This window comes from Stenotrophomonas sp. S39 (assembly GCF_016624665.1).
Classification (GTDB): domain Bacteria; phylum Pseudomonadota; class Gammaproteobacteria; order Xanthomonadales; family Xanthomonadaceae; genus Stenotrophomonas.
This window is the reverse complement of sequence record NZ_JACVTT010000006.1, coordinates 74,637-85,852: the sequence shown is the minus strand read 5'-3', so window position 1 is coordinate 85,852 and position 11,216 is coordinate 74,637. Positions and strand designations below refer to the sequence as shown.

9 protein-coding genes are annotated in these 11,216 nt (G+C 68.2%); 4 read left to right on the top strand and 5 right to left on the bottom strand.

From position 1 onward, the window contains the following. Positions 1 to 141 precede the first annotated feature (141 nt). The 3 genes from otsB to otsA are packed head-to-tail and all read left to right on the top strand — an operon-like array spanning position 142 to position 4,082. Entirely contained in the window at positions 142 to 900 is a 759-nt protein-coding gene (gene otsB, locus IAE41_RS03760) for a trehalose-phosphatase (RefSeq protein ID WP_200732148.1), read from the top strand. Positions 901 to 939: 39 nt separating this feature from the next. Beyond that, on the top strand, positions 940 to 2,721 hold the full coding sequence (locus IAE41_RS03755; RefSeq protein WP_079225357.1) for a glycoside hydrolase family 15 protein: 1,782 nt from the start codon (positions 940 to 942) through the stop codon (positions 2,719 to 2,721). Continuing rightward, positions 2,718 to 4,082 carry an alpha,alpha-trehalose-phosphate synthase (UDP-forming) gene (gene otsA, locus IAE41_RS03750; RefSeq protein WP_200732147.1) on the top strand — a complete coding sequence of 455 codons (1,365 nt, stop codon included), beginning with the start codon at positions 2,718 to 2,720 and terminating at the stop codon, positions 4,080 to 4,082. The genes IAE41_RS03755 and otsA overlap by 4 nt, the downstream gene beginning before the upstream one ends. A gap of 73 nt (positions 4,083 to 4,155) precedes the next feature. Here otsA and IAE41_RS03745 read toward each other — a convergent pair whose 3' ends face one another. From IAE41_RS03745 to rluD, 3 genes are read right to left on the bottom strand one after another with little or no spacing between them, the layout of a single operon-like run. Then, positions 4,156 to 4,617: a thiol-disulfide oxidoreductase DCC family protein gene (locus IAE41_RS03745; RefSeq protein ID WP_200732146.1), complete on the bottom strand. Its 462-nt coding sequence runs from the start codon at positions 4,615 to 4,617 to the stop codon at positions 4,156 to 4,158. After that, positions 4,614 to 5,381 carry a peptidoglycan editing factor PgeF gene (gene pgeF, locus IAE41_RS03740; protein ID WP_200732145.1) on the bottom strand — a complete coding sequence of 256 codons (768 nt, stop codon included), beginning with the start codon at positions 5,379 to 5,381 and terminating at the stop codon, positions 4,614 to 4,616. The genes IAE41_RS03745 and pgeF overlap by 4 nt, the downstream gene beginning before the upstream one ends. Then, complete coding sequence (gene rluD, locus IAE41_RS03735) at positions 5,381 to 6,370, bottom strand: 23S rRNA pseudouridine(1911/1915/1917) synthase RluD (protein ID WP_200732144.1); 990 nt, start codon at positions 6,368 to 6,370, stop codon at positions 5,381 to 5,383. The genes pgeF and rluD overlap by 1 nt, the downstream gene beginning before the upstream one ends. Before the next feature lie 113 nt (positions 6,371 to 6,483). On the opposite strand from rluD, the gene IAE41_RS03730 reads away from it, so the two are divergent. Continuing rightward, positions 6,484 to 7,371 (top strand): outer membrane protein assembly factor BamD, encoded by an 888-nt coding sequence (locus IAE41_RS03730; protein ID WP_079222932.1) that lies wholly within the window; start codon positions 6,484 to 6,486, stop codon positions 7,369 to 7,371. 183 nt (positions 7,372 to 7,554) lie between these two features. Here IAE41_RS03730 and IAE41_RS03725 read toward each other — a convergent pair whose 3' ends face one another. Next, on the bottom strand, positions 7,555 to 9,189 hold the full coding sequence (locus IAE41_RS03725; RefSeq protein ID WP_079222933.1) for an NAD+ synthase: 1,635 nt from the start codon (positions 9,187 to 9,189) through the stop codon (positions 7,555 to 7,557). Positions 9,190 to 9,284: 95 nt separating this feature from the next. Next, positions 9,285 to 11,198, bottom strand: a complete 1,914-nt coding sequence (locus IAE41_RS03720; protein ID WP_200732143.1) for an acyltransferase family protein — start codon at positions 11,196 to 11,198, stop codon at positions 9,285 to 9,287. Positions 11,199 to 11,216 lie beyond the last annotated feature (18 nt).

Genomic DNA, 11,216 nt, shown 5'->3' with positions numbered 1-11,216 from the left:
CGCTCGGGGCCCCCCCCCGGGGGGGGGCGGGGGGGGCCCCGGGGGGGGGGGGGGCCCCCCCCCGGGGGGCCACCTACCGGTCAGGCAGTTGTCGCCCCGCCTCGACCTGCCCTACACGCCGCCGCTGGCAAGCTGGTGGGCATGGCTGAACCGCTCCCCCTGCGTCCGCCACCGCCATTGCTGGACGACGCCTGTGCGTTGTTCCTCGATGTCGACGGCACCCTCATAGAATTCGCTGCGCGCCCGGATGCCGTGCAGCTCCTGCCGGATGTGCGTGAAGCCATCGGCCGTATCAGTGATCGCCTCGAAGGCGCGGTCGCCCTCGTCAGTGGTCGTCCACTGGAACAGCTGGACCAGCTGTTCGCCCCCCTGCAGCTGCCCGCCGCCGGCCTGCATGGCCACGAACTGCGTGGCGAGGACGGGCGCGTGCTGCGTGAAGAACAGGACGATGACACCGCCGAATGGCTGCATGCCCTGCACCAGCAGGCCATGCGTTTCGCCCACGGCTATCCCGGCGTGCTGGTGGAGGAAAAGGGTGCCGGCCTGGCCCTGCACTGGCGTGGCGCACCGCATGCCGCCAGTGATGTACGCACCTTCGCCGAACGCCATGCCCGCGGCCGGCCAAGCTATCGGCTGCAACCCGGTGACCACGTCATTGAGTTCGTGCCCGTCGGCACCGACAAGGGCCGCGCCCTGCGCCGCCTGATGCAGTACCTGCCGTTCCGTGGCCGCCTGCCGGTGTTCCTGGGCGATGACCTCACCGATGAGTTCGGCTTCGAGGCCGCCAACGGACAGCATGGCTGGAGCGTGCTGATCGGCGAACGTGAACCCAGCGCGGCGGTGTTCGCGCTGCCTGACATACGCAGCGTGCACGCCTGGCTGCGTGAGAATGCGTATTGACCCGGCCACCCCACGGCCGCAACCGAGATGTACCGCGTGATGACCCAACCCGATCTTGATCTGGGCGTGGTCGGCAACGGCAGCTTCGGCGCCCTGGTCGACAAACATGCCCGCGTTGTCTGGAGCTGCCTGCCCACCTTTGACGGCGACCCTACGTTCTGCGCCCTGCTGGGGCCCAACCAGCAGACCGGCGGCGATTTCGCCATCGAGCTGGAGGACTTCGCCAGCAGCGAGCAGGAATACCTGACCAACACCGCGATCCTGCGCACCGTGCTGCACGACAGCCACGGCGGTTCGCTGGAAATCCTCGACTTCGCCCCACGCTGGCGGCAGAACGACCGCTTCTACCGTCCGGTCAGCCTGATCCGCCAGGTGCGGCCGCTCACCGGCAGCCCGCGCATCACCGTGCTGGCGCGCCCGCTGGCCGACTGGGGCGCCCGCGTGCCCGAATCGACCTGGGGCAGCAATCACGTGCGCTGGATCCTGCCCGAACACGTGCTGCGCCTGACCACCGACGTGCCCGTGCGCATGGTGCGCGAAGGCCTGCCGTTCGTGCTCAACCATCCCATCCACCTGATCCTGGGCGTTGATGAATCGCTCAACCGCTCCATCAGCGGCTACGTGCAGGAAGCCTTCCAGCGCACGCGCGATTACTGGCGCGAATGGGTGCGCTACCTGTCCATTCCGCTGGAGTGGCAGGACGCGGTCATCCGCAGCGCGATCACCCTGAAGCTGTGCCAGTACGAGGACAGCGGCGCGATCATCGCCGCGATGACCACCTCCATTCCCGAAGCGCCCGGCAGCGTGCGCAACTGGGATTACCGCTACTGCTGGCTGCGCGATGCGGCGTTCGTGGTGCGTGCGTTGAACCGCCTCGGCGCCACCCGCACGATGGAACAGTTCCTCGGCTACATCTTCAACCTGGCCACCACCGACGGCACGCTGCAGCCACTGTACGGCATCGGCTTCGAGGCCAAGCTGGACGAGGATGAAGTGCCCAGCCTGTCCGGCTACCGCGGCATGGGCCCGGTGCGCCGCGGCAACCTGGCTTGGGTGCAGCGCCAGCACGATGTCTATGGCAGCGTGGTGCTGGCATCCACCCAGCTGTTCTTCGACCGCCGCCTGCAGGACCCGGGCGATGCGCACACCTTCGCGCGGCTGGAGCCGCTGGGCGAGCAGGCCTTCGCCCTGCATGACGTGCCCGATGCCGGCCTGTGGGAGTTCCGCGGCCGCACCGAAGTGCATACCTACACCAGCGCGATGTGCTGGGCCGCCTGCGACCGCCTGTGCAAGATCGCCGTGCGCCTCAAGCGCGACGACCGCGCGAACTACTGGCGCGAGCGCGCCGACACCATCCACGCCCGCATCATGGAAAAGGCGTGGAGCGAGGAGCTTGGCCACTTCACCGACACCTTCGACGGCCACCGCCTGGATGCTTCGCTGCTGCTGCTGGCCGACATCGGTTTCATCGATGCACTGGACGCCCGCTTCGTCGCCACCGTCGAGGCGATCGGCCGTGACCTCAAGCACGGCAATTCGCTGTACCGCTACGTGGCCCCGGATGATTTCGGCGAGCCGGAAACCAGCTTCACCATCTGCACGTTCTGGTACATCGATGCGCTGGCGGCGATCGGCCGCATGGACGAAGCGCGCGAGATGTTCGAGCTGCTGCTGAAGCAGCGCAACCACCTGGGCCTGCTCTCCGAAGACCTGGCCTTCGATGGTGGCGAAGCGTGGGGCAACTTCCCGCAGACCTATTCGCACGTCGGCCTGATCACCGCCGCCATGCGCCTGTCGCGTTCCTGGCAGGAGGCGTCGTGAGTCGTCTGGTCGTAGTGTCCAACCGGGTCGCCGTACCCGGTGAAAGCCGCGCCGGCGGCCTGGCCGTGGGCCTGCTTGCGGCACTGAAGGAACGCGGCGGCATGTGGTTCGGCTGGAGCGGGAAGAACGCGAAGGATGCCAGCGGCACGCTGCACCAGCAGAAGGACGGTGACATCGAGTACGTCACCATGGACCTGGCCAAGCGCGATGTGGATGGCTACTACAACGGCTTTTCCAACCGCACGCTGTGGCCGCTGCTGCACTTCCGCCTGGACCTGGTCGACTATGACCGCGGCACCCGCGAGACCTACCACAAGGTCAATGCGCTGTTCGCCGACAAGCTCGCGCCGCTGCTGCGCGAGGACGACATCGTCTGGATCCACGACTATCACCTGATACCGCTGGGCGCGATGCTGCGCGAGCGCGGCATCGGCTGCAGGATCGGCTTCTTCCTGCATATCCCGATGCCGTCGGCCGACCTGCTGCAGGCCATGCCCGACCACCTGCGGCTGTTCTCCTCGCTCTATGCCTACGACCTGGTCGGCTTCCAGACCCAGCGCGACGCCGACCGCTTCCAGACCTACCTGCGCCTGTTCGGCGGTGGCCGCGTACTGGAGGATGGCCGGCTGGAAGCCCCCGGTGGGCGCCGCTTCCGCGCGGCAGCCTTCCCGATCGGCATCGATACCGACCTCATCGCCCGCCAGGCGGCAACGGCAGCAACCAAGCCCTCGGTGAAGAACCTGCGCAGCAGCCTGCGCGACCGCCAGCTGGCCATCGGCGTGGACCGCCTGGACTATTCCAAGGGCCTGCCCGAGCGCTTCCAGGGCTTCGAACGCTACCTGGAGCGCCACCCCGACCAGCGCGGCTCGCTGACCTACCTGCAAATCGCCCCGGTCTCACGGGGCGATGTCACCGAGTACCGGCAGCTGCGCAGCCAGCTGGAGCAGATTGCCGGGCACATCAACGGCGGCCACGCCGAGCCCGACTGGACCCCGCTGCGCTACGTCAATCAGAACTTCACCCACGCCACGCTGACCGGCTTCTACCGTGCCGCCGCCGTGGGCCTGGTTACGCCGCTGCGCGATGGCATGAACCTGGTGGCCAAGGAGTACGTGGCCTCGCAGGACCCGGGTGATCCCGGCGTACTGGTGCTGTCCTTGCTGGCCGGTGCCGCTGACGAACTGAAGCAGGCGTTGCTGGTGAACCCGCACGACCTGGACGGCGTGGCCGATGCCATCGCCACCGCGGCGACGATGTCGCTGCGCCGACGCCAGGAACGCTGGCACGCGATGATGGACCACCTGCGCACGTACGACATTAACCACTGGCGCCGCAGCTACCTGGAAGCCCTGGAAGGGTAATGGGCCCGCCGGGCGTGGCCCGGCGCTACCTTGGCCCGCGCACGTCGTAGCGCCTGGCCACGCCCGGCGGCGGTCAATCCAGGAACCGCGCGGCCTGTTCCGGACCCGGCAGGTAACAGGCGTCGTGCCGGCCGAACCAGCGGTAGCGGTTGCGCGCCAGCGCGCGATAGGCCACGTCGCGCCAACCACGTGGCAGCAGGCGCAGCACGCCGGCCACGCGCCACAGGCCACCCAGCCCCGTCAGCACGCGCAGGATCGCGTCCGTATCGGTCCAGGCGCCCTGCGCGTCCACCAGCAGGAACGACAGCGGGTCGTTCGGGTCCTGGCCGTGGGCGCGCAGCAGGGCGCTGCCCTGTGCACCCTGCATCGCCGCGAAGCGGTAGCGCCCGTGCCGGTCAAACCGCAGCAGGAAACGCACCCAGCGGCTGCACAGCGCGCAGACACCGTCGAAGACGATCACTGCCGCCTGGCTGGGGTCGGATCCCTTTTCGCCAGAAAAGGGCTCTGACCCCACAGGACCGCCAGCCGGCTTCATTCCATCCACACCAGGGTCGCCATGCGCCCCGTACGGCGGTCGCGACGGTGCGAATACAGGTCCGGGTCGGCCATGGTCGAGACCGTGCCGCCATGGATGCTGGCTGCATCCAGCCCGGCGGCCTGCAGGCGCTGCCGGGCCAGGGCGAACAGGTCCACTTTCCAGTGCCCGGCGCGGGTGGCGACGAAGGCCGCTTCCGCGCCCGGATCGTGGCCAACGAAGGCGTGGTAGACCTCTTCACCGATTTCATAGTCCTGCGGGCCGGCTGCCGGCCCCAGCCAGGCACGCAGCTGCGCCGGCGGGGTATTCATGGCAGCCACGGTGTCTTCCAGCATGCCGTCGGCCAGGCCACGCCAGCCGGCATGCGCCGCCGCCACCTCGCTGCCATCGGCGGCGGCGAACACCACCGGCAGGCAGTCAGCGGTGAGGATGGCCAGCACCACGCCCGGCACCGAGGTCACCGCGGCGTCGGCCACCGGCTCGCTGGCACCGGCCACCGGTGCCGCGTCGAAACGCAGCACGGTGGTGCCATGCACCTGGCGCAGCCAGTGCGGTGCCGATGGCAGGGCCAGGCCCTGCTGCAGCAGCTGCCGGTTGTGCTCGACGTTGGCCGGGGTATCGCCGTCGGCCGCGTGCCGGTTGCCCAGGTTGAACTGCGCGAACGGCGCCGGCGAGATGCCCGCGCCATGCCGGCGCGTGGTCAGCGCGCGGACGCCCGCAGGCGCCGGCCAGTCGGCCTGCAGCAGCGGCAGCGCGGCGTCCATCACCAGCGGTCCCGCTCGCGCTCGGCAAAAGCCGCGCTGTCTTCACGCAGCACCTTCATCAGGTGCAGCATGTCCGCCGGCACTGGTGCGGTATTGCGCACCTGCTCGCCGGTGATCGGGTGCACGAACTCCAGGGTTTCCGCGTGCAGGGCCTGGCGCTTGAAGCCGCGCAGGGCCGCGATCAGCTCATCGCTGGCGCCCTTGGGCAGCTTCAGGGCGCCGCCGTACAGCGGGTCACCCACGATCGGGTGGCGGATGTGCGCCATGTGCACGCGGATCTGGTGGGTGCGGCCGGTTTCCAGGCGGCATTCCAGCGCGGTGTGCGCACGGAAGCGCTCGCGCAGGCGGTAATGGGTGATCGCTTCCTTGCCGTCCTCGCGCACGCCCATCTTCAGGCGGTCGCGCGGGTGGCGGTCGATCGGGGCATCGGCGGTACCGCCGGCCACCAGGGCGCCCATCACGATGGCCAGGTACTGGCGGTGCACGTCACGCGCGGCCAGCTGCTCGACCAGCGCGGTCTGCGCTTCCAGGGTGCGCGCCACCACCATCACGCCGCTGGTGTCCTTGTCCAGGCGGTGCACGATGCCCGCGCGCGGCAGCACCGCCACCGACGGGTCGCGGTACAGCAGGGCGTTGACCAGGGTGCCGCTGTGGTTGCCGGCGCCCGGGTGGACCACCAGGCCCACCGGCTTGTTGATCACCAGCAGGTGCTCGTCCTCGAACAGCACGTCCAGCGGGATGTCCTCCGGCTGGGCGTCGGTCTGGGTGTCCAGCACCACGTTCAGGGTGACGGCCTCGCCGCCGCGCAGCGGGTCGCGCGGGCGGGCCTGGGCGCCGTCCAGCAGCACATTGCCGGATTTGATCCACTCGGTCAGGCGCGAGCGCGAGTATTCGGGGAACAGCTCGGCCACGACCGCGTCGAAACGGCGGCCGGCGGAGGTGTCGGGGACGATGGCCTGGCGGGCCGATTCGGAGGATTGTTCAGACATGGCAGGGGGGTATCTTCGAAATTTTGGGGTCCGGCCGACCGGTTTCAGTCGCTGGACAGGACACTAGGCTATCATCGACCCTTCGTATTCCAGACGCGTCCCGCCTTGACCCCATGATCCGACGCTCCTCCATGCTCTCCGCGCCCGTCCGCCTCACCGCCCTGCTGCTGGTGCTGGTCATCGCCGCCACCGGTTGCCATCGCGGCGCCAAGAAGGGTGATCGCCCCGATGAAGGAACGCCGGTCGAACAACTGTACGACAAGAGCCACTCGCTGATGCAGGGCGGCAACTGGAGCGGCGCCGAAGCCAGCTTCCGTCGCCTGGTGGCGCAGTACCCGTATGGCCCCTACACCGAGCAGGCGATGATCGAAACCGCCTACGCCCAGTACAAGGCCGGCAAGCACGATGACGCCGTGTCCAGCATCGACCGCTTCATCCGTACCTACCCGACCCACCGCAACATCGCCTACCTGTACTACCTGCGCGGCCTGGCCAACTCCAACCGCAATACGGTTTTCCTGCGCCGCGTATGGTCCCTGGACCCGAGCCGCCGCGATCTGTCCACGCCGCACCAGGCGTATTCGGACTTCAACATCGTGGTCGACCGCTACCCGAACAGCCGCTATGCCGCCGATGCGCGCCAGCGCATGATCGAGCTGCGTGACGTGTTCGCCCAGCACGAGCTGGACAACGCCCTGTATTACCTGCGTCGCGAGGCCTATGTCTCGGCCGCCGGCCGCGCCAACTACCTGCTGGAAACCTACCCGCAAAGCGCCTTCCAGTACGACGCCGTAGCCGTGCTGGGCGAGGCCTACACCCACCTGGGCAACAAGACCCTGGCCGACGACGCCCGTCGCGTGCTGACGCTGAACCAGCCGCAGCACCCGTGGCTGGAAGGCAACTGGCCGAAGTACCCGTGGATGATCCGCAAGCTGAACCCGTTCGCCGGCGAGAAGTCGGCCAGCACCGGCCAGCGCAACGCGCGGCTGGAAAAGAAGTAAGAAAAAGGGCCCCGCAAGGGGCCCTTTCCTTTTGTAGAGTCGAGCCGTGCTCGACTGCTTCTGGCTTCAAGCCGAGCATGGGCTCGGCTCTACAGTAGATCCACGCCATGCGTGGATGGCCCGGTAGATCCACGCCATGCGTGGATGGCCCGGTAGCGCCGGGCCATGCCCGGCGACCGCCGATCAGCTCTTGTAGCCGTTGCTGATCGGGTACCGCCGCTCGCGGCCGAACGCCCGGCGCGAAACCTTCGGGCCCGGTGCCGCCTGGTGCCGCTTCCACTCGCTGATGCGCACCAGACGCAGCACGCGGTCCACCACGGCCGCGTCGTAGCCTGCCGCCACGATCTCCGTGCGCGACTGCTCCTGGTCCACGTAGCGGTACAGGATGCCGTCCAGCACGTCATAGGCCGGCAGCGAATCCTGGTCCAGCTGGTTGTCGCGCAGCTCGGCCGACGGCGGGCGGCTGATCACCGCCGGCGGGATCACCGGCGCGCCGCCCACGGTGTTGCGCCACTTGGACAGGCCGAACACCTCCGTCTTGTACAGGTCCTTCAGCGGCGCGTAGCCGCCGCACATGTCACCGTAGATGGTGGCGTAACCGACCGCATACTCGCTCTTGTTGCCGGTGGTCAGCAGCAGGCCGCCGAACTTGTTGGCCAGCGCCATCAGGATCACGCCACGGCTGCGCGACTGCAGGTTCTCCTCGGTCACGTCCGGCGTGGTGCCCTCGAACATCGGCGCCAGCGACTCCATCAGGCCCTTGAAGGCCGGCTCGATGGAGACCGCCTCCAGCTTCACGCCCAGTGCCTGGCACTGCTCGGCCGCGAGGTCATTGGACAGGCCAGCGGTATAGCGCGACGGCAGGCGCACGGCGGTGACGTTCTCCGCCCCCATCGCGTCGACCGCCAGGGCCAGCACCAGGGCCGAATCGATGCCGCCGGACAGGCCCAGCCACACCTTCTTGAAACCGTTCTTGCCACAGTAGTCCTGGATGCCGCGGGTCACTGCGCGCCATGCCAGCGCATCCATGCTCTCGTCGCCATCGTCCATCCACACATGCGGCAGGAAGCGGCGGGTTTCGCCGTCGTAGTCCACCACCAGCCACTGGTCGACAAAGGCGGCGGCCGCCGGATGCACCGTGCCGTCGCCATCGGCCACCACGGAGGCGCCGTCAAACACCAGCGCATCCTGGCCACCGACCACGTTGAGGTAGGCAATCGCTGCCCCGCTCTCGCGGGTGCGCGCGGCCAGCACGGCGTCACGCTGGGCGTGCTTGCCCCGCTCGTACGGCGAAGCGTTGGGGACCACCACCAGCTGCGCGCCCTCGCGCACCGTGTCGGCCAGCGGCTCGGCGAACCACAGGTCCTCGCAGATCAGCAGGCCGACCGGCACGCCGTTCACGTCGAACACGCAGCTGCCGCCGTCCGGATCCACGTCGAAGTAACGGCGCTCGTCGAACACCGCATAGTTGGGCAGCTCGCGCTTGCGGTAGGTGCGCTCGACCAGGCCGTCGCGCAGCACGCTGGCGGCGTTGTAGACCACCGCACCGGCGGCCTGCGGCCAGCCGACCACGGCCGTGATGCCACGGCAGGCCGCAGCGATGCGGCCCATGGCCTGTTCGCACTCGTACAGGAAGCCCGGGCGCAGCAGCAGGTCTTCCGGCGGATAGCCGCTGACCGCGAGCTCGGGGAACATCACCAGCTCGGCGCCGTACTCCTCGCGCGCCTGGCCGATCATCTCGATGATGCGCTCGGTGTTGCCGGCGACATCGCCGACCGGGAAATCGAACTGCGCCATCGCGATGCGGATCGAAGCCATGGGGGTTCCAGCCTGTGGTTGCAATGCGGCCATTGTAGCGCCGCCTGCCTGACGGGCACCGCCTCACCCTGCCCTGCAGCCCCCGGTGGACGGTCCTATTTCCCGGCAGGACGCCCTGTCGCCGCATCCAGGGCATCGCCCAGCGCCGGCGCCAGTGAAAGTACATAGGCGGCGTTGAGATGCTGGCCATCCCGGTAATGCATCACCCCGCCTTGCTCCGCGCGGCACAGGCCATCAGGGCAGACCAGATCGGCAACCTCGATCAACCGGGCGTTGGGCTGCGTTGCCACCGCCGCGCCGATCCTTGACGTCACTTCGTCCGGGCGGACATCAGCCAGCGCCGCGCTGCAGGAGTCATCGGCCGCCGTCCCCGCCGTGTTCATCGAAAAGACCGACTGGATGCATTGCGAAGCATTGAATGGCAGCAACGGTGTCGGCGCCAGCACCAGCACCTGGTCCGCCGTGGGTGCCACTCGCGCAAGCAGGCGGCTGCCGCCCTGTTCCCATTCCTGTGGCGAGAAGCCATACGCCGCGGACGAGCCCAACAGCAGGAGATCGGCGGGGTGTGCGTGCAGGTACTCCACCAGACCGTCGCGCCACTGCTCGCACTCCACATAACGCCGCTTGATGGGCGCGTAGACGAAGGAGTGATCGACCATCGGGCAGGATGATTTGGTGATGACCGTCAGGTCCCAGCCGCGCGCGACGGCAATCGCGGACAGCGCCGTGGACCACTGCGCCGCGACGCTGTCGCCAGCCACGATGACCCGCGGCCGGCCGGGTTCCGCCTGGCTGACGAGCCTGCAGGGCACCACGCGCGAAGCGGAGTAGAACTCATCACAGGAGGGATCGGAATACAGTGCCGGAAGGGCCACGGTACGCAACACCGCAGGTTGCTTCGCGCTGAGCTCGATCTTCGCGATCTGCCACGAGCTCCAATGGGCGGTACCGGCAAAGACCGCAGCAGTCGTAAGAAATACGGCAACCCATGCCCGCCCATCACCAATGGGTCGGCGCAGTACCGGCGTTTCGATGAATCGCCAGCTCAACCAGGCCACGGGAATGCTGGCAATCGCGGCGCCCGCGCGAATTGCCGGCGATGTGCCCAGGCACGCAACGGCCAGCGTAATCGCCGGCCAATGCCAGAGGTACAGGCTGTAGGAAATGCGACCGAACCAGCGCAGCGGCCGTGCCTGCAGCAGCACATCCCTGCCCCCGAGCAGCAGCAGCGACGCGCCCAGCGTCGGCAGCAGGGCCCAGGCCCCCGGGTAGCTGATCCACTCAGGCACGAAGAAGACGGCCGATACCGCCAGCAGGGCCGCGCCAAGCACGTGGAAGAGGACCGTGAAACGCGCCACCCCATCCCGTGCACCAAAGGTCAGCTGTACGGCTGCGCCGGCAGCCAACTGCCACAGGCGGAAAGGCATCTGGTAATAGGCAGACACCGACGCGTACTCAGCGGCAACCACTGCTGCAGCAAAACCGGCGAGGACAAGCAGCCAGCAGCCCACGACCAGGGCGTTCCTGCCCCGCCAGCGCCAGAGCAGCAGCACCACGGCAGGCCAGATCAGATAGAACTGTTCTTCTACTCCCAGTGACCAGGTGTGCAGGAGCAGGCTGGTATCGGCCCCCTCACTGAAGTAGCCGAACGATGCATTGGAGAAGAAGACGTTGGAGGCCCACAAGGCAGCCCAGCCAAGACTGTCCAGCTGCAGCTGCCAGGCGGACATCGGCAGCAGGTGCACCGTGCATGCCGCGACCACCAGCAGCAGGACCGCCAACGGTGCCAGCAGGCGGCGCGCGCGTCGTGCGTAGAAGGCCATCAGGCTGATATCGCCGGTGTCCGCCCGCTCCTGCGCCAGGCGCCCGGTGATGAGATAGCCGGAAATGACGAAGAAGACATCGACGCCGATGTACCCGCCTGCGAACCCCGGAACGCCCGCGTGTGCCAGCACTACCAGCAGCACGGCGACGCCGCGCAGACCCTCGATTTCCTTTCGAAATTCCACGCAGTTGCTCCTGTCCAA

Coding starts and splice junctions, on each gene's coding strand:
- otsB (WP_200732148.1), top strand. CDS start 142: ATGGCTGAACCGCTCCCCCTGCGTCCGCCACCGCCATTGCTGGACGAC.
- IAE41_RS03730 (WP_079222932.1), top strand. CDS start 6,484: ATGATCCGACGCTCCTCCATGCTCTCCGCGCCCGTCCGCCTCACCGCC.
- IAE41_RS03725 (WP_079222933.1), bottom strand. CDS start 9,189: ATGGCTTCGATCCGCATCGCGATGGCGCAGTTCGATTTCCCGGTCGGC.
- rluD (WP_200732144.1), bottom strand. CDS start 6,370: ATGTCTGAACAATCCTCCGAATCGGCCCGCCAGGCCATCGTCCCCGAC.
- IAE41_RS03745 (WP_200732146.1), bottom strand. CDS start 4,617: ATGAAGCCGGCTGGCGGTCCTGTGGGGTCAGAGCCCTTTTCTGGCGAA.
- IAE41_RS03755 (WP_079225357.1), top strand. CDS start 940: ATGACCCAACCCGATCTTGATCTGGGCGTGGTCGGCAACGGCAGCTTC.
- pgeF (WP_200732145.1), bottom strand. CDS start 5,381: ATGGACGCCGCGCTGCCGCTGCTGCAGGCCGACTGGCCGGCGCCTGCG.